The following is a 25,857-nucleotide window of genomic DNA, read 5'->3' as shown; positions in this document are numbered from 1 at the left end:
ATAGCCGTGTTTTAGGAATTACCGAGCAGCAATAAGCCATTTCTCTACTTGACTTACTGGGAGTGGGCGATCAATATGATACCCTTGGCCGAAATCACAGCCAATTTCAGCTAAGAAATGATAATCTTCCTTGCTTTCAATTCCCTCCGCTATCACTTTCAAATTGAGTTGCTGCGCGATTGCTACAATCGTTTTTACGATTGCTTTACTTTCCTTCTCTTTGTTCATTCCTATTACAAAGGATTTATCGATTTTTAACGAATCTAGTGGATATTTATTTAAATAACTTAGTGATGAATACCCTGTACCAAAGTCATCCATAGAAAGATTGATGCCTAGTTCCTTTAATGCGTATAGCTTTTCAATCATAGAGTCCTCATACATCGCGATACTCTCTGTAATCTCCAGAACAATGTATTTTGGATTAACTCTTGCATTCTCTAAAGCATTTCGCACATAATCGATAAATGTTGGCTCAATTATTTGGCGAACAGATATATTTACACTTATTTTTAATGGTTGATAGCCTTCATTTTGCCATTTTATTTGCTGTTTAATAGCCGTTTCCAACACCCAATGTCCGATTGGCACAATCATGTCCGTCTCTTCTGCAACAGAGATAAATTCATCTGGTGCAACTTGCCCAAGCATTTTGTTATTCCATCGAATCAGAGACTCCATTCCGACCACTTCATTTGTCTTTAAATCCATAATCGGCTGATAGTTAAGCTCAAACTCATCATTTTCTAGCGCTGTTCGTAATTGGTTTTCAATAATCATTTTTCTATAAAATTGCTGCTGCATTTCTACAGTGAATAATTGATAGTTGCTTTTCCCTCTTGCCTTTACATAGTACATTGCTGTATCAGCATGCTTAATTAAAGTTCTCACATCTTCACCGTCATTTGGATAAATGCTAATACCAATACTTGGCGAAATAAAGTTTTCCATTCCATCGACTAATATACTGTCTACATATTGCGCTAATAGCTCCTTAGCAAACGCTTCACTCTTTGTTGTAGAATAATTTGGTAGGATAATTGTAAATTCATCCCCACCAAGACGGTATATTTTTGCACTTGGATGATTCGAATCTAAAAATGATTTCATACGGCTTGATACTTCGATTAACAACAGATCTCCGACATCATGTCCTAAAGTATCATTAATATATTTGAAACGATCTAAATCTAGAAAGATAATGGCTACTTCGGTTGAATCAGCTTTCGCCTTTTCTAAAAAACTCGTTAAATCTTCATTGAACATTCTTCTATTCGGTAAGCCTGTTAGCGCGTCGTGATATGCTTGGTATTTTATTTCATCCTCATGTTGCTTGCGTTCCGTAATATCAGTGGAGACAGTTAGTAGTGTCTTTTGTTCATTTATTTGAATGGGTACTTTGACAGTCTGCAGCCACACAATTTCTCCTGATGCGGTTGTCATAGATTCTTCTTTAACTACCTTTTTTTCTAGTAGCCTTGATGGCGCTTTTAGCTGGTTGTCCGCATTATTCTCTGCAAGCTGAATTTCTACATCCGTCTTCCCTAACATTTGTTGAATGGTTGTGTCCATTAGTTGTGCATAGGATTCATTGATGAGTGTGTAACGCCCTTCTTCATCTTGCGCATAAATATAGTTCGGATTTAAATTAATAATTTCACAGAGAAATTTCTTTTGCTCAACTAATTCCTTATTCATGTTATGAATAATCGAAATATGCATTTGAATCGAAATGATTAAAATCGATATTGCGAAAACTAAAATCGCAATGGAGCTTGTTACCAAATTAGACGATGGGAACATATTGAATAAGCCTATTGCAAATCCAATGGACGTAAAAATATTAAAATACAATATGAATGAACGTTCACATTTATCGTGCACATCTAAAGTTATAAAAAAACAAATGACGATACTAGCTATGAATAGAATGAGGTTTGCTGTGATCACCCATGAAAGCTCTCCATCAATAGGGAAGTAAAATAAATTTGTGCCGCTTTGGATTAGTTGTAATCCACTAACCCCTTTATCACTCCATCCAATAATGTAAGCAACTAGTGCGAGCACAAACGATAAAATAACAGTAGTACGATTGACAATGAACCGCCATTTTTTTCGCTCTTTCTCAGGCAGCATTTCCTGTACAATGATGTATCCAATATATACAATCGCCGGAGTTACCATGATGAATCCAAAACGAAAGAGCTGAAACATGGTTAGGATTGTTTCTTCTTGTAATATCCCATGTGAATATAATACTGAAACATCTATTTGCCAAAACGAGGCGAATAATAAGAACAGAAAAATACTTTTGGATAATCGATTTCTCTTAAATAAAACTAATATAATAATACCTACACAAAACGGGATAATAGCTAGTAAACTAAAAAAAATAAACAACATATGCTAAGCCCCCTATTTATTTGTCACTAATAAACAAGCATTATTCCCGCTACTACCATGAGCAGTAATTAATACTGATGAAACAGCTTGATAAGTTGGTTCATATACAATCGGCATATGTTCAAATCCTTTCCCCTTCGTTTTAATTGTTGGGGGGATTATCCCATACTCCATTGATAGTAAGGACGAAATAACCTGCATTACGCCCATTGCTCCAAATGTATGGCCAATCATGCCTTTAATTGAGGTAATCGGTACTTCAGAGCCAAATGTTTCTTTTAAGATATAGCTTTCAATTTGGTCGTTTAATTCCATACCTAGTGCTTGACTGTTTACATAGCTTGGTTTAGTATTTCCAGCTGTTTCTTGGAAAACTTCAAGCATATGTTTGCCTGTCGCATCAGATCTTAATAACTTTTGCCCTTCATTTCTCGAAATGACACGTTCTATTTTCCCATAGATTTTCTGATTTCGTGCTTGTGCGGATTGTCTACGTTCAAGAACGATGACCCCAGCTCCTTCCGATAAAACAAAGCCTTTATGGTCTTTTGAAAATGGAACGCCGGCATTTTCAATAGCGGTTGCTGTGGAAAGTGCTCTTATTTTTTTGAAGCCATTAATTGTCCATTGACCTAAAGGAACATCAGCTCCGCCAACGATGCATGCATCAACGCTCCCCGCCTCTAGCAATTGTTTTGCTATTAAGATGGCATCTAAACTTGCGGTACACCCCGTAGTTATGGTGAATGCAGTTCCTCTCAAACCAAGCGCCTCTGCAACAGAATTTGAAAACGTATGTGAATCTACAAGAGAAACGCCATGAATCGGGAACGTTTTAAGATTGAAGGCAGCAGCAGAATATTGTTCTATTTCAAGAACCGCACCAGCAGAAGTGCCCATAATGACAGCCACTCGCTGTGATTTAAAATAATCTATATTCGCCATTTCTGAAGCGTCAATTGCAGCTGCAATAGCCATTCTTACAGCTCGTGGGTGCCGCGCATAGCTCCTCTTATTCAGCTCTAGAAAATCCTCATCAATAACCCCTGCAACAAGGTCCCCTTGTGCGGGATTTTCGCTTTTCAAAATACTTTGCGTACATATCCCATTCTCTAATACATTTAAAAAACTACATTTATCTAATATCCCGGGCGCTTTAATACCATACCCAGTTACAACAATATCTACCATTATTATTTCACCTACAAATTTCAACTAAATTAATTGTATTCAATTTAAAATCAGTACTTTGGGACCTATATTTTTTAAAAACTTTTATTTTTATGTAACTATAACTATATATTTATTTACTAAAATGTAAATAAATTTTTGCTAAAATATAGTATTTTCATTACTTTTTTGTTTTTATTATGACAATAAATATCATATATTAATAAATATTTAGCGCATTATAAAAATGAATTTAGGCAGGTATTGAAAGTCACAATCGATTAACGTGGTACTATACAATTTCGATATAAAACGAATAAATTTGATAAAAAGCTTTATATTCCTCTACCCAAAAACATACTTTGTATGACAAAGGGGGAGAGGAATAATAAAAGAATTTTTACATTTTGACCGAATGATTACGGGAGATATTGTGAAATATGTATTTTGGGTTTTTGCAGGGCTAACCGTTCTTTTTGGGCTGTTTACGATGGCCGTTGGATTGTTTGCGGCGGATGTAGTCGGTCTATTCAGCGGTCTTCTCGTCACAGTATTAGGACCTGTGTTAGTTCGAATATATTGTGAACTATTAGTCGTTATATTTAAAATTCACGAATCATTAGTTGCTATTAAAAATAAATGAATTCCTATACGTCAAAGCTAGTGACATTTTGATGTGACCTCGTTCGTAGAGTAAAAATGAAAAGACCAACAGAAAGGCGTCGCCCTATGTTGGTCTTTTCATACGATTAGATTGATGCATCCAGCTGATTATTTCTGCAAAATGAACTCATGGAAAAAGACTGCCCCTCCCTAAGTTGTACTTAGTGTTGGACAGTCTAACATACATTTATTTTGCCGATTTAATTGCTTCAAGTAAACTTATAAAAAGCGAGGGATCTTCCACATCTTCGTCTGTTACTTCATTCAAAATTTCAAAATCATCCACGTCCACGAGTAAAATACTCATTCCGTCTTTAATAAATTCATCTGCTTCAACTTCACCTTCGTAATATTGATACGTAGCTACTACTACATTAGCACCCGCCTCTTCATCTAAAAACATATAAAGCGAATCCGAATTTCCGTATACGTCTTCTAAAACGGAACGAAGCTCAGATGTCCCCTCGCTCCAGCTCACTTCATTATTTGCTGTAGCAGCAACTAATGATTCTACAAACTCTTCAACTGTATTCATTCAAATACCTCCATTCCGCTAAACTCAGCGGTAGTGTAGCTACTGTATCATAGAATGACTTTAGAAACTATCTTTAGAGGAATGAAAGCATAAAATTAACCCTGTGTACGTAGCCTCAACTATTTTCGTAATCTTAATATGCTTTAAACAAGTTTTGCAAAATATAATAAGATTGCTTTAAGCGCTCTTCATATTTTGGTACTTGCCATGTTTCCCAAGTATACGCTGCAAGTGGGGGTAAAACATGTTCATTCGCTACTGGTAAAGATTGAACAACATTGTTGGTTTGATCTACAAATAAAGCACCAATATAAATATTGTCGACTTTTATGAACGCCTTCTCTCCATCTTTATACAGGTCCCCTATAAATTCCCGTTGGCTTGGATCTTTTGCTTGAATTAATAGCCATGGGATGCGAAGCTCAATCTCATTGTTTTCCGTCCACGTATAATCAACTAGAGAGTTATAATCTTTCTCTTCCGGATTCGCATTTCCTTGAAGTAATTTCCCTGTCTCATAATACATAAAATCAGTCGTTGTATTTTGTTCAGGTAAAAACAATTGTTTATTTAACGCATAATAGATTGGAGCGAACTTGCCGCTATTGATAGAGGCAGCATTCATTCGAGGTGCAATTAATTGTAATCGATGTCCATATAAATAATTGTAGAAATCGTAATATTCATCAATTAGTATTCGAGAATCCTTATTTTTATTGATTTCAACTATAAAGTCAATTCCATTAGAAAAAGTCATATCTTTTATAGAGGTTGCTGACGTGTTCCCTTGATTAGGTACCACGTCTAATAAGATGCGAGGCGATGTGTTTGCTAATACCTCACTCTTTAATTTAATGTACAAATAGCGTTCATCATAATCTACCGTAAAATCTGTAGGATCATTTGCCGTTGTACCGTATAACTGTTTTCCTTGCCATTCATCTGTCTTACCATCAATTTTCACTTTAAGTCGATCAAAGCTTAGTAGACCAAACTGTTGCTCATTTGTTTGTGCATTGGACCAAAATGGACGACGATTCGGATTATCATAATCCATCGTATTCCACGTTCGTTTAAACCACTCGTCTTGCCACGTAAAAACAAGTCCTCCAAGTAGCCCTTCATGCATAATATCCTCAAATAAATGTTGAAGTGTTTCCCCCTGTGCTTGTTCTGACATTTGCCCCTGATTCCAACCATATACATTATCATGTGTTTTCCCACGTGATGCAGGGATTCCAAATTCTGCAATAAGGACAGGCATTTTATGTGCTTCATGGAGTTCATTTAAATAACCAGCATAGCTATTTTTGTTCCCTCGGAAATCAACAAAATTTAAATAATCTTGATCAAAATTAAAGAAGTCAGGGTAGTAAGGATACACATGGTAGGAAGCAAATTGGCCTGGCGCAGTCATCTCTCCCTTTGTATAAATAACATTTGGATTGACTCCCACTAAATCTTCTTCCTCGGATGGTTCTGACGGATGTTCAAGTATGTCCGTTGTGACCCAGTTCGTAAAACTCATTGGGCGTAGCCAGTTATATTTATCTTTTTCATAAACTGTAACAAGATCCATTTGTTCCGCTAACCAATACTCAAATGGAGTAGCACCCTTCGTTTCATAAAATGTACCGTTGTATTGTCCAATCTTCGCATGTTTTTCATTCGTTCCAACAACCATATGTGGATACCATTCAATTCCTAGTACCCATCCTATGACATATTTCGATACGTCCACATCATATAAGCCAGATGCATGTCCTGGTCGAGGCTCTACATACATATTCCCATGGATTACATCAACCATGCGTTTCATTTCTAATTGGAACTCTTCTAACGTTTCTTTATCATAGGCATCCAATGAATCTGCTAAGCCCTCTTCATTTATCCAAACCCCATGTAAAACATATAATGGCTTCATTGGGTTTTCTTCATTATATTTAGCAAGTGCTCTGTAGAAACCAGGTGGATGTAGTGTGTACACTCGAATGGTGTTGGCATTCATATCCGCAATTTGATGGAACCAGCGATAATATTCCTCTTCTGTAATTGCTGCTTCTCCAGGGAAAGCACCAGGTTTGCCCATTCCAATATTGACACCCTTAAATACAATCGGTTCCCATTTGCCATCTCGTAATACTTCAAATGATTGACCTTGAATACGAGCATTATAGTTCAATTTCTCATGATTTACAGCTTCCTGAACCTCTTTGTGTTCAAATGATTCAAATATTTTATACATGACTGGGATGTAAATGGACCAGTAAAACGAACTGTCGGCATACTTCTCCGCATATTTATAGACCGTCGGTAACCCTTTTATTTTATAAATAGTAGGTACACGAGCTATATCATTAAAATCCCCTGCAAAATAATAACTCGATGTGTAGCGTTTATCTTGACCTACAATTGCGGCAAACTGCTCTGGAATACCGTTATCCTTCAAAAGTTCTGTTCCTTCATTTGTTAAGTCCCATTTATAATTTGCGAGCGCATTATCCGCATACTTGGGTGTTATAATATCAAACCAATAATCATATTGTGCATGTGCAGAGGAATCAAAGAATTCTTCTCCTTTTTCTGTAAACTGCACTTGAATGCCTTCCGATTTAACATGCTTGTCTAATTCTAGAACGAGGAGTTCTTCTGTTATTTCATTAAATAGTAAAAACCCTCCACCTTTATATGGCCATTGTTCCCCATGTTCATCTATGACCCATTGCGGTATTTCAATATTTTTATGATAATCAAGCTCATCGAAATAACGTCCAATCCAACCAGACCACGTAATTCCTAAATAATCCTGTAATTCTTTTCGAACTTCCGCTGATGTTGGCGAAGCAAAAGTGTTATACTCAGCAATTAACATACTCTTCTTTTTGCTAGCTAAGCGTTCTACAATTGCCTGCCATTCTTTCTGTTCAAGTCCACCAACAATTTTTTCAGAACGCTCACCTAAACGTTTTTGTTTTTGTAAATCATCTTTGTAAACTCCGTACGTATCCGCTAAATAGATGACATCATAGTCGCTATAGTCGTTTGGCAAATTCTTTTCCACAACGCTATTTGTTGTATCATTTGGAATCGTTCCATAGTAATCGCGTTTCAAATCATACGATTCTTTATTAGTTACATATTTATAATGGTTTAAAAACCAATTCACCCCTAAATGCTCCCGGTAAGATTCATTTGGTACGGTTTTGTCTACAATGGCCACATTTAGCTGGTTTTCATCTTCCAAGTACCACCATGCAATAGGGGTAACAATTAGTATAAGAACGACGATAACTCCTATATAGATTCGCTTCATACACGTTTCTCCTTTTCAGCAATACCGACACGCTTCATATTACCCCAGTCACTTTTTCTTAAGACAAAGCGGACTAACCCCTCACAGCGCCAAAATAATGTTAGTGGGCGATACCAAAAAATTTCTGTAAATGCTAAAAGAATCATGCGAAATAACGCTCTTTTTTTCGGATAAGTATTCATACTCCAAGCTTCGAATAATATCGCAGCAATCGAAAAAATAACTCCATAAATAACGAAGAGTAATAGTAGCATGAGTGCAACTTCATAATAAATATCCCCTAAGAAAAAGGCGATAACAATATACATATATCCACCTAACTCAATAATCGGACCTAGACATTCTACTAACCAAAAATATGGAAACGAAATCATTCCAATTTGTCCGTATTTAGGATTCAATGTCATTTTTTTATGTTTCCATAAACTTTCAAATAATCCTTGATGCCACCTTCTTCGTTGATTTCGTAGCACGCCTAAAGATTGAGGTGCCTCAGTCCAGCAAACTGGATCGGGGACGAATTCAATCCGCTTATTTTCCTTTTTTTCCTTAATGAGTCGGTGAATATTCACCACAAGCTCCATGTCTTCCCCAATAATATTTGTTGAATACCCACCAGCTTGAACAGCCCACTCTTTAGAAAACACACTAAAAGCGCCTGAAATAATAAGCACTAAGTTGAATTTACTCAAAGCAATTCGCCCCATTAAAAATGCCCTTAAATATTCGATAATTTGCATGATGACTAAGTAATTACTAGATAAATGCGTCTCATATATAGATCCAAACTGCATTTTTGCCCCATTCGCAATTCGAACATTGCCTCCAGCTGCAATGACATTACCATCAGATAAAGTGATAGGTTTCATCACCCGCAGTAACGATTTTTCATCCAAAATAGAATCCCCATCAATAGAACAAAAATATGGATACTGTGATACATTAATCCCAACATTTAATGCATCCGCCTTACCACCATTTTCTTTATCTACTAAAATACAATTTTTATATATTTCAGATTCATAAATTTGCTTAATTTTTTTTGTCGGGATGTTTGTACGGACGATTTTATTTATTGGCTTCATTCGAAAATGTTCGATGGCGATTTGAAGCGTTTGATCTGTAGATCCATCATTAATAATAATAATTTCAGTTTGAGGATAACGTAAATTCAATAATGAATAAACTGTATCAATTACGCCTACTTCCTCATTGTAAGCAGGTACAAGTAATGAAACGGGTTTTGAATAAAACGCATCGATATGTGAATCATCGTACTCTGATAAATCTAGACGATAGCGTTTTCTAACATCAAGCATGGCGATGATGAACATTGCACTATATGAAACGATAACGAACAGCATATAAAATAAAATAATGGCACCAAAAAACATCATGCTATAATCAATTATTTTCATTTACTTCCCTCCTTTCTAGCTGCAATTTCTTGTGCCATTTCAATGGCATATTTGTCATTTGAGGATTCAATAAATTGCTGTAATTTGTCGATACCATGTCGATCTTCTACAATTGTCTTTGCAGCCTGAGAACGTACCCACCAATTCTCATCCTGAAGAAGTTGCTCTAAATAATTATAAGTATAATTTAGTGGTACATGTTTGAAAATTTTAGCAACCATTAACCTTGCTTCCCACATATTCGAAGTTACAAATGGTATAAAGGAATCTATCTCATCAATAATCCCAATTTCATAAAGACCTTTTAATGCTCTAATATTAATTTCCGCAACCTCATGGTCCAATAATTTTTTTAATCGCTCAATATACTGCATATTTCGTTTGATTGCTGCAGTATCAATGAGCGCAAATTGAATTTTAAATGGAAAATTATTGAATTCATCGAAAAATGTACTAAATACATCATCTTCTAATAATATAAATAGTCTTCTATACTCGCTTTCTGAGTAACTAACAGATGATTCTTTCACTTTTTCCATAAACAAATCTGGTTGGAATAGAGAGTATATTTTTAATAGTTGAAAATACTCTTCTTCTGATATATTGGTTTTCTCAAATTTTTGACACATAGGTAGCAATTCATCTATGTGAAAATCTGCAATCCGATAAAGAGAATTCATTCTAACGCTCCATCGTTTACTTGATAAATCTTTTTCATAGAAATCTTTCAAGTATTGATTGGAGAATTGTTTAATTTCTAATTGAACTTTTTCATTCAGCAGATTTTTTAAATACGATGAAAAAATCATCTCAATCGCTTCAACTTGAGCTCTTTTTTTAGGTACAAGCACTATACTGAACCATTCGTTATTGAATAAATAATTGTACCAAAGCTGTGAATAGTTTTTTATATAACTATCCCTTACTTTTTCAAAACGGCTTTCGCGCTGTCGTTGAACAAGTAAATACATCGTAAAAATAAAAAGCACGGCAAGTAGGATGACGATGATTACGAAAAGAAAAGAAATAGACAATTTAATCATAACCAAAGCCTCGCAAAAGTCCTTTTTATTTTTGCTTCTAGCAAGCGTAAATTAAATGGCTTCACGATATATTCATCCACTCCACTTTCATACGCATTAAGTGCCGCTCCTTCAGAATTACGTTCTGACATCATATAAATAATAAATTTCTTTTCATTTGGCATATTTCGTAAGATGTGCAAAATTTCTAAGCCATTTTTACGTGGTAAAATATCATTCATTACAATTAAATGCATATATCCTGTTTTATAGGTTGAGGATTGTAAAAAATGATAGCCATCCTCATAAGACGATACGTCTAATGTAAAATGAGGAATATCTAATTGCTCCAGCGTTGACGTTAATACTTGTCGAAAAATTGCATTTTGTTCAATAATACTCACCTTCACCAATTCAGTAGGCTGTTCACGATAATCTTCCACCTGCACGATAGACCACGTTTCCTGTTGAAAATCTGATAGCTTTTGTCTATTTTTATCTAGCAAATCTTCAAATGTCACACGATTATTCCTTATCTCAGTAATGGATGCTTTTAATGTAAGATGTTGCAGCTTTCTATCTGCCTTTAAAGTAGCAAAGAGTCGTTTTAAGAACGCTCTAGCTTCTACATCACTACTCTGTAAAAAGAAAATTCCCCAATGCTCTTCATCATCTAATTGAAAAAGCAAATCCGTTTTACGAAGTTTTGATTGTAAAAATGCTGTTAGTTGATTATTAACATACCCTTCGTTTGCATTTTGCTGATTAGAATAATCCATTTTTAAAAAGACTGCAGTGATTGTAAGACGCGATCGAATCACACTTTCCCGCCATATTTCAAAGTACCGCTCTGCTTCATGTTCCTGCATGATGTCTGCGATGATTACTTCATTCATTGGGACCCCTCCTAATATTTTTGCAAAATGTATTCTTTACCTGTTATTTTTATCATTTAATTGATAGAAAAACTACTAAACTATCATAATAAATAAGAATAAACATAATCTATATATAAAAATTGGAATAGTCATACTTTCCGATAAAATCTTTTCTATTTTAAAAATATGTGATAAACGGACTCGAAAAATAAAGAAGCGAGGCCTAACCTAGGTTCAACAAGAAAAAGTGAAGTTGACTGCGCTTATTTCTCTATACCCTGTTTCATCTGGAATAATATGCATATTTTAAAGGTGAGAGGTTTAAACGAAGAGAGGAGGCTGGGACAAAACCAAAACACCATTTTTCTCTAGTAAGAAAAATGATGTTTTTTTGTAAATGGTTTCCGTTGCGGGGACGCTTTCCGGGGGCGTGGCCTGAGCCTGTATTCTCAGTCGTCACGCTATTCCCCCAGGTGTCGCCCCTCTACTACAACCAATTTATTGAGTATTCAATTTTTAATACTGTATTTTACCGTAAATAGAGAAATTTTCACTTCTGTCCCATCCCACTCTTTTATTTATACGAGCGAGAATCTGCTTATTTTTGGCGTTCAAAGGAAACATAACGCGTGCCTTGAAAGGTTAATAAACCAAGGTCTTGCTCAACTAACATTCCATATTCGGTACCATCAACACTTAACTCCATGCGATCCCCACTTTGCACTTCAAAGGTTACATAATAAGTAGTATACGAATTGTCGCCTTGAACGTGGGTACGCTTCGATACAACTTTTGCAGGTACAGTAAGGCGAGGGGAGTTATTATTTTTAACACCTTCTTTAATTTTCGTAAAAATCGTAAAAATGATCATACCAAAAATAATGATAAAAACAAGCCCGATAAATAATGGACCGATGGAAAACATAACATCATCAATGAACATATAAGTACTCCTTTTTCTCTATCTATACGTTCATCATATCAAAAAAGCTTCAATTCGTATTGGTGTTTTTTTACATTAAAATAATATACCGGTATCTCACCATTATCCTTCAATATAAACAGCGTTTAATTGACGCGCAATATCCATCGTTTTTTCTAAAATAACTAGGTGTGAAACGGATACATAAATTTCACCATCGAAAAAGCGGAAAGGTATTTGTGCATTTTCTACTTGCCACATGAAAAAGTGACCTTTAATCTTCATATGTACGCCGTCCTGGCTTGCACCAAATGAATCATTGTACTCGAAATCAGGTTGCGCAGCAAAGAAGCTTTGGCATTCCTCTAAGCTTAACGTTGGATTTCCTTGTGCATCTAGACGTGTAATTTTATATCGTGTCTTCATCAATAAATCTCCTTCAAACTGTTACTATCGTTTTATTATAATTGGTTACAGGTGCTTCGGCAAAATGGATAATGATTGATCAATTACCTCCCAATTAACAAATGCCCATTTATCCGCTGCAATGTTCCTAAAATACTGATTGCAGCTAAATAACTTGTCTTTGGATTTTCCGAAAGCGGGTTATTTTTCACTGTCAACATAGCTTCTCCAAAGTCCCCGATCATTTTGATTTCATGAACATTTTGATCGATGTGTGGATCCGCCACTAGACATACTTGGGTTTTATCGAATCCAATCCCCGCAAGTGCCAATACGATCGAGACATTCATATTTTTTGGGAATTGCATAATTGCATCGGTCGCTTTTCCTTGAAATACAACTTTTTCTTCTTGAATAGGCTCGTTTATTAAGGTACTAGCGGGCTTTCTAGTAGTTAATGAAACATGTGTTACTGTCCCAAGCGCATTTGCATTTTGTAATAAATCCACCCCACCGATTGCACCTGATGGTAAATAAATTTGATTTCCACTCTGTTCAGCAATTTGAACAATGTTAGTCAAAGTTTCCCTATCCGCAAGTGCACCAATGCTAATTAATATAACATCTTTTTTTCGTAGAACAGCCGGGATCAAGCTCTTTACCGCCTCTATTTCGGCTACCTCCACAACAATATCTATTTCAGTATTTAGAAACTCGGTTAATTCGGTATACAGCCGAACCCCATATTCCTCTTCCAGCATGCGATACTTCTCTCGATCCCTGACAAAAACACTTTGAATCTGTAACGTATTCAACTGCTTTTTGTTTATTTCATTTAATAAAAAATGAGCGATTGCACCCGCTCCAATTATTCCTATGTTCATGCAAACCCCTCTTTTATAGCTCATTGTATGATTATTTCTCTATTACAACGATAGCATAAGTTGCTACGTATATATCAAATGTTATTTATGCTGAATATCAAATTTATTTCATAACTATACATTCATTTGGTTAATAATAATGAAACATTCATTTTTTAAAGGAGTTTCTTATGACAAACAAATTAATTCAGGCAATTTCAGAACATTGCTTGCCATTAAACGACGTGAGTTTAAATAAAATTGTTGAGGAAATTGGAGACGCCAAAATTGTGATGATCGGCGAAGCATCCCACGGAACATCAGAATTTTATACAATTCGTGCTGAGCTCTCGAAAAAGTTAATTGAACAAAAAGGCTTTCAACTAATTGCAGTAGAAGGTGATTGGCCATCCGCTCAAGCAGTGAACCACTATGTAAAAGGCTACAGTGAAGAAGGTAAAATTGCAAAAGATGTTTTAATGAGCGCTTTCCATCGTTGGCCAACATGGATGTGGGCCAATGAAGAGGTGGCAACCTTTACCGAATGGCTTAAAGAGTTCAATCGAAATAGCGAACAAAAAGTAGGTTTTTATGGCATCGATCTATATAGCTTATTCGAATCAATTGATGAAGTATTAAACTATTTATCAAATAATCCCGGACATCAGGTTGATTTAGAACATGCAAAAAAAGCTTTTACTTGCTTTGAACCATACAATCGTAGTCATGAGCATTACGCCATTTCTGCAGTTCAATTTTCTGATGAATGTATTCGTGAAGTAACCTCGTTATTACGTTCAATACGTAAACATAAAGAACATTATTCGAGTGAGCAGGAAGAAGATTTAAATGTCATGATGAATGCAATCGTAGCAAAAAATGCAGAATCGTATTACCGAGAGATGATGACTGATAAAAAATCGTGGAATACGCGCGATTATCACATGGTGGAAGCGATTCATGAATTACGCAAATATTATGGAGAAAATACAAAGGTCATCATTTGGGAACATAATACTCATATTGGTGATGCTTCTGAAACATCAATGAAAAATGAACAGCTGATTAATGTCGGTCAAGTGATTCGAGAGCAATGCGGGAAGGAAAACACCTATGCAATTGGATTTGGCACGTACGAAGGCACTGTAATTGCTGCAGATCGTTGGGGAGACCCTTTTGAAATCATAAAAGTCCCACCTGCTAAATTAAGTAAATGGGAAGGCCAACTCCATGCAGCAAGTTCAGAAGATAAAGTATTATTATTTAAAAATGACAACCGAGTTTTGTTTAATGATTGGATGGGGCACCGTGCAATTGGCGTTGTGTATAATCCTGCGTTTGAAGAGTACGGAAATTACGTTCCTTCCAGAGTTGGTAGCAGATACGATGCATTTATTTATATTAACCAAACGAGCGCATTACATCCTTTCAAACAACAATAATAATAGTATTGGTGGCATATGCTGAATTTTCTTCACTTCTTACCGGAATGTTTCACTTAAAATCGGTACTAATTACAGGGAATATTAACTATTACAATCTAAAACTGTGCATTGAATGAATTATTTACCTAATAAATAATCGTATGAAAAACAAACAAAGAATCATGCTATTGATACAAGGAGGTGAGAGAGATGTCTTATAATCAAAGTTCAAATAAACTTGATGTACCAGGCGCACGACAAGCAATTGATCAAATGAAATATGAAATTGCACAAGAGTTTGGTGTTCAGCTTGAAAGCCAATCATCTTCTCGTTCAAACGGTTCTGTAGGCGGAGAAATCACAAAACGTCTAGTTGAAATGGCACAAAATCAATTAAAAAGCAACAACAACTAGTCAATGATATATTAACGCATTAAGAGGTACGGAGAACTGCACCCCAATTGTTAGACAAGGTAGTGACCCCTTAAAGTTAGAATGAAAAATCTAACTTTTGGGGTGCAGTACCCAAAACTAACAAAGAGGTGCGGTTTTTCTATGCCTAAACTGAGCGCATTACTGTGATTATGTAGTAAATTTACATTCGCCATTTTAATAGATTTTTACTTACAGCATTGAAAGTACATTCACCTTTACCGTCATAAGAAATAGTATTAATCCCACTTGCCTTTGTTGGTATATTGCGATAAAAATTTAGGTATTAACATATAAGCTAAAATATGTATCTGTTAAGTAAAAACTTCCCCGCTTCCTTCGTTAACATTTCATACTTAATTCAAATATAAATCCCTTTACATGAAGAAAGACGCTTTCCCAAGAAAAGCGCCCATTAGTTAAAACTGATATTAAGATTACAAGTCTATCGGTTCGCCACCTGTTACCCCATAAATCTGACCGGTGATATAACTTCCTTCATCGGAGGCTAGAAGAACATACACCGGCGCAAGCTCTACCGGCTGTCCTGAACGGCCAAGAGGAGCGTTTTGGCCAAACTTAGGGATTTGTCCGTCCAATTGTCCGTTATCCAACTGCAATGGTGTCCAAATTGGTCCTGGCGAAACCCCATTGACACGCACCCCCTTAGAAGCAAAGTACGAGGAAAGGTTTATCGTAAAGTTGCTTATCGCACCTTTTGTAGAAGCATAATCCATTAAAGATGTGGATGGATTAAAAGATTGAACCGATGTGGTAGTAATAATTGCACTTCCTGGTTCCAGATGCTCTTCAGCAGCTTTTACGGTCTCAAACATGCTGATGATGTTTACTTTGAACGTATCATGCACCTGTTGCATTGTTATATCACTTAAGGTTGGCTGTGCGATTTGCTGCGCAGCATTCAGTACGAGCGTGTCTAATCCGCCAAAAGCTTCCACAGTTTTTGTAACAATCTCTGTCGCTGTGCCATCTTCTCGCAAGTCGTACGGTAGCAATAATGCTTTTCTGCCTTCTTTTTCAATTAATTTTTTGACTTCGTTCGCATCCTCTTCTTCACCAGGGAAAAATTGGATAGCCACATTTGCTCCTTCACGGGCATATGCGATAGCGGCGGCACGTCCAATTCCGGAATCTCCACCGGTAATCAAAGCATTGCGCCCTTCCAGACGATTGTATCCTTTATATGATTCTTCTCCGCAGTCAGGTTTAGGGCTCATTTCATTCTGGAGCGCTGGAGTGTTCTGCTCTTGATCCGGGAATTTTCCCGTATGAAACTTCTTACGTGGATCAGTTAGATGTGAGTTTCCCATTAATAATCATCTCCTATCTTGTTTAATTCTAAAATCGCAAGAAGAGCTTGCGTTAATTAAAATTCTGTTATACTTTTTTGAATACCCCATGATTATTTACTTTAAACAGTTTTAGTTCTATTCCCCTCTTCAAACCCCTAATGAATAAGGGTACTGTCATTAACACCGTTACCAAATTGTACTGATTTTTCTCTGAAATCATAAAATCAATTACATAAATATTCAATATCATCTAAAGGACTTCCTTGATTAACTAGCCTTCAATGAAAATAGACGCACTTCTTATTAAGAAGTGCGTCCTTTAACTGAATAACTCAAACACAATAATAACTTTTATTAATTTCAGTCAATTCTTCTTGCATAAGAGCCACCGTTAGCCTAAGTAAACCATTTCACAAACTTTGATAAAATTGATGAGAATACCCTCTCTTTTAACTACAAATCAAATATTTTTACACGCCCATGCATCAATTTCCACTTTAAACGAAGGTGCTGCTAGTGCTACGACATACATCATTGTAGTACAAGGAAGATGTTCTCCGAGAAAATCTCCAATTATTTTTCTTCGTTGTTCCACTTCAAAATCTCCAACAAAGTAAAATACCATTTTTGTTAAATCTTTAATCTCCATTTCAGCAGCTTCAAGATTCTTATTTACGTTTTCTAAAGCCAATTTTAGTTGCTCTAGTGGATTCTCTGGTACAGTGCCATCTATTCGCATACCTAACTGTCCAGATAAATTCAACCATCTATTTGGGCCTATTACCTCTATTTGGTGTACATAAGGAGCAACTGGGTTATGAATTGTATCTGGATTCCTTGAAATTTTCACTTTTAATCATTCCTTTACCTATTTAATTTACTTTATATTTACATACCATTCTTTTCTGCCGTTCTTGTTTAACAAACCTGCTTTGATAGATTAAATGCACTTCTTCACAATCTTACTAATTTTAACATAAATATCCATATACTTTTAAAGGGATTATTCAACAATCTGATCAGTTTGTTGAATAACAAGTTTAGCAATTTTAAATAACTTTATATTAGTAATTAACTTATTATCTCCATACATTTCAACAATAAATACTTTTAGAAGAGAGAAATAATATTCAATTTCTATTTTAAATTCGGTGTCATAATAAGGCAGGTTATCTTAAAATTGACCATAAAATTTCCGTAAAAAAATAAAGCATAAAATTTCCGTTTGGAAATTTTATGCTTTACTTCACATTGAGTTTCATTGAAACTCAATGAAATCGTAGTATGGAGACGGTGGGTATTTGAACTAATTGCTTATAAACCTAGTCATATCAACGCTTCCAAGCACTTTAAATTATTAATAGCCAGATTATAGCCAGACGTGTTAACACCGTACAAAAAATACCCATACAGGGAGACCAGCTTTTTATCGCCTAACAAACATCCTAATATATCTCCTCGTATGAGTATCAAACACTCACTACTTAACATATAACGATGAACATTTACGTTCACTTGACTAAGAAGATTAAGTCGGGGACTATACAGAATTCTGTAGGTTATTTAAATTTCAAATAGTAAGAAATCTCCAAGTGAGAGAACTTTCTATCTTTTTATATATAGAATCTCTTCTTTTAATTCTTTATTTTCTTGAATCCACGATTTATGATTTTCATATTCTTGAATTGCAACATTATATAAGTCACTTGATAAATCATTTTTTCCCCAAAGTTCATTTAATTTCCCAATAGAATGAAATTGCAATATTCTTTTAGCAGTTGTTTGACCATTACCCGAAAGCTCTTCGTATAAACAATAAATATTGTTACTGATTTTCTCTATATAATAGAATGAAGTTTCTACCGATCTACCGCTATATAAAGCTATACATAATAAAATTAAACAGGCTGATATTAATATTTGAACAATATGAATTACAGCGAATAACAAACCATTTTCAATACTATATGATACGTTAAAGAATTGTATTGAAAAACTCTCAAAAAGAAAACTTACAGTGTCTTTAATAGTTTTTGAAGACACTTCTAAACCATTATTTAAAGAAAAATATATAGCCTTCAATAATGTAGAATATATTGCAATTTCAAATAAACTTTTAATTACTAGCTTAATCCTATCTATATAAGTTAAACTAGATAATTTTAAGTCGTTAGAAGTAGCATCTTTAAAAAATGCTTTAATTATTTCATAACCACGAATTAAAAACCGAATAAAAATAAATAAAAATGACGTTATTAATAAGCTATTAAAAATTTCCCAATTAAATACTGCACATATAAAAATTAATAAAGTTAAATAAATTGTTAAGTAAATACTTATTACTAAATTTTCTAAATTCCTAATATACAATATTTCCTGCCTTTTTTTCATTCTTTTAGATTTCTTTATTGTTTCTCTATTTTTAAATTCTGTTAATAAATCCTCATTGAATTTCTCTTTAGATTTAAAATTAATCTTCGAAAAATCTATACATATATACCTTTTGGAAATTCTCGCTATATTATATTCGATTCGAATTAAAAAAAACAATATGTATAATAACAAAGTTGTTAAAGAAACTACTGAGTATGTTGAAGCAAAAAGTTCAAGTATTGATTTTAGTACTTCAACACTTAATAAATCTTTAATACTTATATTTTTATTCAATATAATTACTATCTCTAAAATAAATGATATTACTATATTTAAATAACACATTTTTTGTATTTGCTTAAACTTTATTTTTTCAAAAACTAAATAAACGATTATTATTCCTATTACAATTAGAAATTTAACGTCATTGTTATTAAATAAAATTAGACCTATAAAAAATGGTAGGTTAATAAGTATAACTTTAAAAACATATTTTATAGCCCCTTCTTTATTCGAACTTAAAGTTAATCTATCTTTTAAGATAAACATAACTAAGAAATAAAATTTACTAGTATTTCCTTTTTCATCCAAATATTGTTTAGCAAAATATAAAGCATAATATGCTACTAGAATAAAAATTAAAAAGAGGGCTATTTCATTTAGTAAGTTAATACTTTTAGTAATAAACTCTATATTCTCTCCTTTAATAAATAAAACGAAATTTTTATCTATAGTTTGATAGATTGTTTTCTCCCTCATTTCCTCAAAGAGTAACTCTATATATATGATAGAGTTAATTTTATTAAAAATTATTAAGACTAAAACTATTAACGCAGCAAATACGCTCTGTAAATTAAATAGATAATTAAATATACCCTTTTTCTTATCAAACAATTTCTATTACCTCCTTCTGGATTCATTATTACAAAATAGATTGGTAATTAATAGCATAATAGTCCATCTAATTATGATTAATTCCAATCAGATAGTCCAATACGGTTTTCAAAATTTAATCTTCAGTTTGCTTATTAATGGGCTGTAAACTAAATACCCCTCCAACAAAATGGAATATTCCAATAAATACCCATCTATAATAAACAAATAAATAAAAATGGTGTCTTCATGACAATTAGAAAGGAATAGGGACAACAATGTACAAAGTAGCTGGAAAATTAGAGTTGCAATCACTTTTACTAGAACAGGATATTTTTTATAACGGATTGATATTGAGTACAGACATGAAAAAAATCATCTTATCAAATGCACTAGATTTGTTGAATATTTCAAAGGACAACGCTATTAGCAAATAAAAATACCATAGCTTAGTACACCTAAGCAATGGTATTTTGCTTTTTACTGAAGAAATTTCTCCTATTTACGAGGCAGCCTGCTTCACTAAGCTTTCTAAATAATCCAGCTTGTACTTAGGCGGAATCGTAATCGGATTTATTCCATGCTCATTGAACAGTTTCAGATATTTTCGATAGGTGCTATCTGAATAATGCTTAGTAGGTGTATCTAAGCTTCCTTTAGAAACATATTTTGCGAATTTTTTCATTTCTGTTTTTTCTCTAGTTGATAAATCCATTGCAGCAACCATTGTCTCTAACTTAGGATAAGAATAAAAATCACCAGTAGGGCAAATGTTCAAAATGTACTTGTTCATATAGTTGGCGTATTTTTCTTTTTTAAAATAATCCTTCAAAAACCGTAGCTCTCCTTTTTTATATTTTTTGTACTTCAAATGATCTTTTTTAACACACACTTCAAATCTCATTATCCCTCTTTCCCACAACTCCACATATTCTTTTTTATCTCTTCGCTCTTTTTCCTTATCATAAGAGATAGTATGAATGCTTTTACATTGATGATATTGTGAAGTAAAATAAATCTTTTTTTCCAAGTGAGCCTTTTTCTTTTTTAACTTCCTGAATAATTCAAAGTAAATCTTCCTAATATTTTCATCGGAAACCTCAATATCAAATCGATAATCAACTCTACTAAGATTATGATTCTCGAATAACTGCTCATCCCCATAAACGATACTCAATGCTCTTTTAATATAACGTTCAACTTGCTCATAATCACTTTCTTCTACATTCCCTTTATTTAAAATCAAGGGAATATCTATTACCATCTTACAAGATGCATTTAGGTTATTTGAATATTCCAGACTACTAACCCCTTTAATCATATGCCTGTGTAAAATTTTGTTTATCGGTTCATTGCCAAAGTGATCCTTTCTAAAATTTATATGTTCGTAATCTAGTTGTATTGATAACTCTGCTGTATGAATCATAATTACCCTCCTCTTTTGTCAGGTGATTTTCTATTTAACGTAGTTATATCAACGGATTGCCGTTCTTTCTTACGCCAAATTACCGGCTTATTTAAGTCTCTTAATTGCTTATATTTCAAGTGACTTTTCATTCTACAAAGTTCCCAAAGAAACTATTCAAAAAATATTTTTCAAACTATGTTTGTCAATTAAAAAATGCTATAAACGATAAAGTAGATATGCATAAAATATGAATATTTATGCTTTACACGGGGGTTTCGATATGATGAAATACCTTTCTGAAGAATCTTTGATTTAGTATTTATCAACATAATCTAACGACAAGATATATGTATAATATTGCAAAAAAATGAGTATGCAACATTGCTGTTTATGACATAAAATGAATGCCAAATTCATTACACTAATCTTGTTTTCAATGTTACTTAGCTAACATTTTAAGAGTAGAAAAACGGATGATTGAAGAAGATAATAAGCAAAAAAATCCTACACCATTTATGATGTAGGATAGGGATTTAATATAGGGTGAAAATAGGATTTTATAACCCCTATTCTCGTTTACTGTTTTGTTACATCCAATAATCGTATACAAACTAATCACTGAACGACTTAAGTATTCATTCTTCAGGGTCAGTAAATCTCTTCAATCGATTGCTGTTTTTGCTTTATCGATTGAGTGCCAATATTCACCCCACCCCTAATGTCTTATAAACTGCATGTATCGGATCTAAATAGAAAATCAGTGAACTTTTACAGGTAGGTCTGATGGTGCTGGTAGCAGAATTTTCTTCGCATCTGAATCCACACATACTTGAAGAATATCGGCTAATTTCTCTACCTTTTGTATTTCACAAATGAAATAGCTCGATTTCTCAATTAAACAGGAGTTCCTTTTAAATAAATGGACAAGGTAAGTGTCACAGTGTGTAATTCTGTAGGCATTACATGGGGCATAATGCTCGCTCAAAAGGCTTTTTATCGGAGGTTTAACGCCCGAATCAAAATATTATGCCCGCTACTCCAAGTAAAGCCGAAGTATTCTTTTAGAAAAGACATATAGTGTAAAGTGGCTTACTGGCTCAGTTAGCAATTGGCTCATTATTTGATTGCGACATACAACCCTTAAAATCGTGCCACCTTCTGTCATATTTCCAACTATTACAAAAACGCCCTAAATAGGTTTATCTAATCCCTATACATTATGAGAGTAATAGGTACTTGAAGCTAATCATATTATCCAAAGAAAAATAATTCCTTTTTATACTTAATCAATCAACTAATTGGTTTAATGGCATCAAACATCTTTTGAATATAAGTATTTTCATCATCATATTGGAATAAAATATGCTTTTGATTCATTTCTTCTTTAGTAAGAGTCGTTCCCGTGTTAATCAATGATTCAAATGGAGTATTAGAAATTATAAATGAATTTAAAACCACATTAGGATCTGCTAACTCTGCTTCTAGTTCTTTAATTGTTGAAGCAAATTCCACTTTTGGATCGTCAATCGATAAATTCCTTATACCTTTTGGATCTGCAAATGTAATAAACTGTTTACCTTCTGAAACCAGCCAAATAATAAAATCAGGATGGAAATTGCCTGCTTCAAAAAATCCTATACCTCTTCCACGAGATTGATTTCTTAACACATATAATTCTTTTTTATTAAAGAACGAAGAATGCGTCTCATAATAATTTCGTAAGTCAATTAAAAATTGATGTTCATCTTTGTTTAAAGATACTGGTTTTATTTTCACGGTAGAGCTTTTTCCATCATACGAAATTAATGGTTCATACAAATGATTTTCATACTTAAATGATTTGAATTGTCCAAACTCTATTTCAAGCAATTCTTTTTTATCCAATGCAGCTTTTAGTTTTTTCAACTCTACAATTAATGTTTGTTCACTTTCTTTATCAGCCAATACTTGATATTCATTAATGAAGTTTTTATCATCTTCATCTATTTCGTAGTATTCCATATGCGGGGATTCATATTGTTTTTTTGCGAATAAATAATACTTTTCACAATACTTTTTTAACAAAGAAATCGCTATTTCTTCCCAATACCGAACTTGCTTGAAACTATTAAAGTTCATTTCTTTTTCAGGTATTTGAAGTACGTACCAACTATCATCTAATAGTAATTCCCAAATCTTTTGTTTGGATAAAATTAAATTATGCCATGTCCGCTCGTTTTTGAAATGTTGTAATTCAAAATAGATACTATCCATATTCATAAATCCTATATGGTATGGTTTAAATGTCGTTTCATGTAAAACAACAGGTGATAATGACAAATTGCTTTTATGACTACTTTTAAATTGAATTTTAGGATACCAATTGAGTATAACTTTTTGTGAAGTAAACACTATACCATTTGGTTTTTTTAACTCTGGTTTTGGTCCATTTAATTTAAAATTGATACCGTCTTTTAATCTAAGTGCTTTTAATTTCAATTTTCGTTTTGCATAGGTAGGAATCGTTGGCAAAATTAATTCTTCAAATTCAATTTCAGTCGCAATCCCTTCATCCTCTAAATACTCTTTAAACTGTTGCATATAATCTGCACGAATCCCAAATATATTGAGCGTCTCATTATATTTCAAATATTTGATATTTTGAATATCTGGTAAAACCATATTTAAAGCTGAGCTTCGTTTCAATCCATATTGATATCCTTTTAAACGAACTCCTCTGCCGAACAATTGAATGATTTGTGATCCTTCACTTTTACCAATATTCATTAATCCCATTGAACTGACACGCCAACTACTCCATCCTTCTGTAAACTTTTTAGAGCCTATTAATAGATTAATTGAAGAGTCTTTATTGTTTATCGATTCAAAGTAGGATTCAGAAAAATCTCGTTCAGTTGTAATTAGTTCAGGGTATTGTTCACATAGCTTCCATAAATCATTTGAATCACCGACATTTATTAAACCAAACGGTTCACTCTCACCCAATTTAAGGGCTAATTCCCCATCTTGACCTTTTAACTTTTCAACTCTTAATGTTGCATTCATAACATTTGAATTGAATAAAGTTTGTATAATATCTAGATAAACTTCTTCAGTAGTTATGTTCAATTCTGCAATATATGGAAATGCATTATTAAATATTTCTTGATTATTCGAATTAACAAGACCTGATTTTCCTTTAACTAATGATTCAATAATTGAAATGCTTTCATGGTCATTTTTTATAAAATGAGCAAGGAATAACAAAATATCTGTTACGTCTGAAACTTTTTTACCTTTTACAGTACGGAGGGAATTAACACTACTACCAACAAAAATCCATAGTGGCTTTTCTAACGAAAAAGCTGCAAAGTTCCTATGATTGTCCGCATAAATTTTTTGTTGCTGATAAAAAGATAATATCGCAGCGGTTAAATATGTCCGTCTAATATTTTCATCTTGATCATTTTCTAGATTCAATATTTGATAATCTTTACCATAGCCATCAGCGTAAAAATAACGGTATGAATAATCAAATAATATACATTTTGCATACTCATCATATAAGTCTTTCTTTTTGGTCACTGCTTGACCAAATGTGGCTGAATATTCAAAAGCAAAACCATTTTCACTTAATTCCTCACGCTTACTTTTCCATTCTTCACCTGAAGAGCCACGATGCCCTTCATCAACTAATACAAGGTTATTCCCTTCGAATGCTCCAATTGCTACAGTTTTGTCTCCCATCTCATCTTTCAACTTATGGATATCAATTATGGATACTTCCTGTTGTCTAAACACGCCCCCCTCATTTTTATCAAATAACTTTGCCGAAATATTTGATAAAACAAATTCACTTTCATGCTGTTTTGATAAACCTTCACTAGGTGTTAATAAAATAATATTATCAAGATGATTACCTTCATTATTTTGGCGAAAATAGTTAAGGTACTGTTTTATATTGACATGCATTATTAATGTTTTTCCTGAACCAGTTGCATTCCAGAATGCCAACTTTTTTAAATCTGTTTCTACAAAAGGGTTTATTTGTTCTTTTTTAGATAAGGTTTGATTAATATTACTTAATATTTCATTTAAATCAGCTAATAATTCTGCTCTTGTATTAAAATATTTATCTAAGTAAATCTCAGTAAACAATAAACTTAAATATTGAAAATACTTCCATTTAATGCTTTTTTCTCGTTTTTCACTAATTTCAAATGTATATCGTATAATATTTTCATCGTATCTTCTTAACATTTCCTGAGTTAAAGAAGATGAACTTGGTAAATATGTAACTAATTGCTGGTGAAATTTCGAGATATTATTTTCTGTTAAATCCTCTAACAGTTCACTTTTAAGTTCATTTGTTAGATTTGCAAATGTATTTACCCCAAATAATCCAAGCATGTATTGATTTAATACGAGCTGATCACTAAATTTCGATTTTTTCGCCATAGCCT

18 protein-coding genes are annotated in these 25,857 nt (G+C 33.5%); 3 read left to right on the top strand and 15 right to left on the bottom strand.

The genetic code is table 11. From position 1 onward, the window contains the following. Window positions 1–18: 18 nt before the first annotated feature. Together MKZ17_RS04015 and MKZ17_RS04010 are read right to left on the bottom strand one after the other, a co-directional pair. Window positions 19–2,403: an EAL domain-containing protein gene (locus MKZ17_RS04015; RefSeq protein ID WP_340722511.1), complete on the bottom strand. Its 2,385-nt coding sequence runs from the start codon at window positions 2,401–2,403 to the stop codon at window positions 19–21. Between the two features lie 12 nt (window positions 2,404–2,415). After that, window positions 2,416–3,594, bottom strand: a complete 1,179-nt coding sequence (locus MKZ17_RS04010) for a beta-ketoacyl synthase N-terminal-like domain-containing protein (RefSeq protein WP_340722510.1) — start codon at window positions 3,592–3,594, stop codon at window positions 2,416–2,418. 364 nt (window positions 3,595–3,958) lie between these two features. Between MKZ17_RS04010 and MKZ17_RS04005 the strand changes: the two genes are divergently transcribed. Further along, a complete protein-coding gene (locus MKZ17_RS04005; RefSeq protein WP_340725495.1) occupies window positions 3,959–4,216 on the top strand; it encodes a DUF4282 domain-containing protein in 258 nt (85 codons plus the stop codon). A 207-nt stretch (window positions 4,217–4,423) separates the two neighbouring features. Here MKZ17_RS04005 and MKZ17_RS04000 read toward each other — a convergent pair whose 3' ends face one another. The 8 genes from MKZ17_RS04000 to nadX all read right to left on the bottom strand — a co-directional run bounded on the left by MKZ17_RS04000 (window position 4,424) and on the right by nadX (window position 13,613). Further along, entirely contained in the window at window positions 4,424–4,771 is a 348-nt protein-coding gene (locus tag MKZ17_RS04000) for a hypothetical protein (RefSeq protein WP_340722509.1), read from the bottom strand. Window positions 4,772–4,904: 133 nt separating this feature from the next. After that, on the bottom strand, window positions 4,905–8,084 hold the full coding sequence (locus MKZ17_RS03995) for a hypothetical protein (protein WP_340722508.1): 3,180 nt from the start codon (window positions 8,082–8,084) through the stop codon (window positions 4,905–4,907). Then, the gene (locus MKZ17_RS03990; protein WP_340722507.1) at window positions 8,081–9,502 is read right to left on the bottom strand and encodes a glycosyltransferase family 2 protein; all 1,422 of its coding nucleotides are present in this window, start codon (window positions 9,500–9,502) and stop codon (window positions 8,081–8,083) included. The genes MKZ17_RS03995 and MKZ17_RS03990 overlap by 4 nt, the downstream gene beginning before the upstream one ends. Next, the gene (locus MKZ17_RS03985; RefSeq protein WP_340722506.1) at window positions 9,499–10,545 is read right to left on the bottom strand and encodes a HEAT repeat domain-containing protein; all 1,047 of its coding nucleotides are present in this window, start codon (window positions 10,543–10,545) and stop codon (window positions 9,499–9,501) included. The genes MKZ17_RS03990 and MKZ17_RS03985 overlap by 4 nt, the downstream gene beginning before the upstream one ends. Further along, window positions 10,542–11,420 (bottom strand): response regulator, encoded by an 879-nt coding sequence (locus MKZ17_RS03980; RefSeq protein WP_340722505.1) that lies wholly within the window; start codon window positions 11,418–11,420, stop codon window positions 10,542–10,544. Before MKZ17_RS03980 ends, MKZ17_RS03985 begins: the two co-directional genes overlap by 4 nt. A 580-nt stretch (window positions 11,421–12,000) precedes the next feature. Further along, complete coding sequence (locus MKZ17_RS03975) at window positions 12,001–12,345, bottom strand: DUF2500 domain-containing protein (RefSeq protein WP_340722504.1); 345 nt, start codon at window positions 12,343–12,345, stop codon at window positions 12,001–12,003. 102 nt (window positions 12,346–12,447) lie between these two features. Continuing rightward, on the bottom strand, window positions 12,448–12,750 hold the full coding sequence (locus MKZ17_RS03970) for an excinuclease (protein WP_340722503.1): 303 nt from the start codon (window positions 12,748–12,750) through the stop codon (window positions 12,448–12,450). An 83-nt stretch (window positions 12,751–12,833) separates the two neighbouring features. Next, window positions 12,834–13,613 carry an aspartate dehydrogenase gene (gene nadX, locus MKZ17_RS03965; protein WP_340722502.1) on the bottom strand — a complete coding sequence of 260 codons (780 nt, stop codon included), beginning with the start codon at window positions 13,611–13,613 and terminating at the stop codon, window positions 12,834–12,836. Between the two features lie 170 nt (window positions 13,614–13,783). Here nadX and MKZ17_RS03960 point away from each other — a divergent pair, with 170 nt between their 5' ends. Then, window positions 13,784–15,034 carry an erythromycin esterase family protein gene (locus MKZ17_RS03960; RefSeq protein WP_340722501.1) on the top strand — a complete coding sequence of 417 codons (1,251 nt, stop codon included), beginning with the start codon at window positions 13,784–13,786 and terminating at the stop codon, window positions 15,032–15,034. 192 nt (window positions 15,035–15,226) lie between these two features. Continuing rightward, a complete protein-coding gene (locus MKZ17_RS03955; RefSeq protein ID WP_340722500.1) occupies window positions 15,227–15,430 on the top strand; it encodes an alpha/beta-type small acid-soluble spore protein in 204 nt (67 codons plus the stop codon). A gap of 455 nt (window positions 15,431–15,885) precedes the next feature. Here the strand turns inward: MKZ17_RS03955 and MKZ17_RS03950 are convergent, their stop codons facing one another. From MKZ17_RS03950 to MKZ17_RS03930, 5 genes are all read right to left on the bottom strand, one after another. Further along, entirely contained in the window at window positions 15,886–16,779 is an 894-nt protein-coding gene (locus tag MKZ17_RS03950; RefSeq protein WP_340722499.1) for an SDR family oxidoreductase, read from the bottom strand. A gap of 442 nt (window positions 16,780–17,221) precedes the next feature. Beyond that, a complete protein-coding gene (locus MKZ17_RS03945) occupies window positions 17,222–17,611 on the bottom strand; it encodes a RidA family protein (protein ID WP_340722498.1) in 390 nt (129 codons plus the stop codon). Between the two features lie 755 nt (window positions 17,612–18,366). Beyond that, a complete protein-coding gene (locus MKZ17_RS03940) occupies window positions 18,367–20,028 on the bottom strand; it encodes a hypothetical protein (protein ID WP_340722497.1) in 1,662 nt (553 codons plus the stop codon). A 481-nt stretch (window positions 20,029–20,509) separates the two neighbouring features. After that, window positions 20,510–21,433: a hypothetical protein gene (locus tag MKZ17_RS03935; protein WP_340722496.1), complete on the bottom strand. Its 924-nt coding sequence runs from the start codon at window positions 21,431–21,433 to the stop codon at window positions 20,510–20,512. A 1,272-nt stretch (window positions 21,434–22,705) separates the two neighbouring features. Further along, a complete protein-coding gene (locus MKZ17_RS03930; protein WP_340722495.1) occupies window positions 22,706–25,852 on the bottom strand; it encodes a DEAD/DEAH box helicase family protein in 3,147 nt (1,048 codons plus the stop codon). Window positions 25,853–25,857 lie beyond the last annotated feature (5 nt).

It is taken from the genome of Solibacillus sp. FSL R7-0682 (genome assembly GCF_038005985.1).
Taxonomy (GTDB): domain Bacteria; phylum Bacillota; class Bacilli; order Bacillales_A; family Planococcaceae; genus Solibacillus.
The sequence above is the reverse complement of the archived record's forward strand: the minus strand, read 5'-3'. Positions and strand labels throughout refer to the sequence as shown.

Bases quoted from the DNA above. Each gene is read 5' to 3' on its own strand.
- MKZ17_RS03975 (WP_340722504.1), bottom strand. From the start codon at position 12,345: ATGTTCATTGATGATGTTATGTTTTCCATCGGTCCATTATTTATCGGG.
- MKZ17_RS03985 (WP_340722506.1), bottom strand. From the start codon at position 10,545: ATGATTAAATTGTCTATTTCTTTTCTTTTCGTAATCATCGTCATCCTA.
- MKZ17_RS04010 (WP_340722510.1), bottom strand. From the start codon at position 3,594: ATGGTAGATATTGTTGTAACTGGGTATGGTATTAAAGCGCCCGGGATA.
- nadX (WP_340722502.1), bottom strand. From the start codon at position 13,613: ATGAACATAGGAATAATTGGAGCGGGTGCAATCGCTCATTTTTTATTA.
- MKZ17_RS03955 (WP_340722500.1), top strand. From the start codon at position 15,227: ATGTCTTATAATCAAAGTTCAAATAAACTTGATGTACCAGGCGCACGA.
- MKZ17_RS04015 (WP_340722511.1), bottom strand. From the start codon at position 2,403: ATGTTGTTTATTTTTTTTAGTTTACTAGCTATTATCCCGTTTTGTGTA.
- MKZ17_RS03990 (WP_340722507.1), bottom strand. From the start codon at position 9,502: ATGAAAATAATTGATTATAGCATGATGTTTTTTGGTGCCATTATTTTA.
- MKZ17_RS03960 (WP_340722501.1), top strand. From the start codon at position 13,784: ATGACAAACAAATTAATTCAGGCAATTTCAGAACATTGCTTGCCATTA.
- MKZ17_RS03930 (WP_340722495.1), bottom strand. From the start codon at position 25,852: ATGGCGAAAAAATCGAAATTTAGTGATCAGCTCGTATTAAATCAATAC.
- MKZ17_RS04000 (WP_340722509.1), bottom strand. From the start codon at position 4,771: ATGAATACAGTTGAAGAGTTTGTAGAATCATTAGTTGCTGCTACAGCA.
- MKZ17_RS03970 (WP_340722503.1), bottom strand. From the start codon at position 12,750: ATGAAGACACGATATAAAATTACACGTCTAGATGCACAAGGAAATCCA.
- MKZ17_RS03980 (WP_340722505.1), bottom strand. From the start codon at position 11,420: ATGAATGAAGTAATCATCGCAGACATCATGCAGGAACATGAAGCAGAG.
- MKZ17_RS03995 (WP_340722508.1), bottom strand. From the start codon at position 8,084: ATGAAGCGAATCTATATAGGAGTTATCGTCGTTCTTATACTAATTGTT.
- MKZ17_RS03950 (WP_340722499.1), bottom strand. From the start codon at position 16,779: ATGGGAAACTCACATCTAACTGATCCACGTAAGAAGTTTCATACGGGA.
- MKZ17_RS03935 (WP_340722496.1), bottom strand. From the start codon at position 21,433: ATGATTCATACAGCAGAGTTATCAATACAACTAGATTACGAACATATA.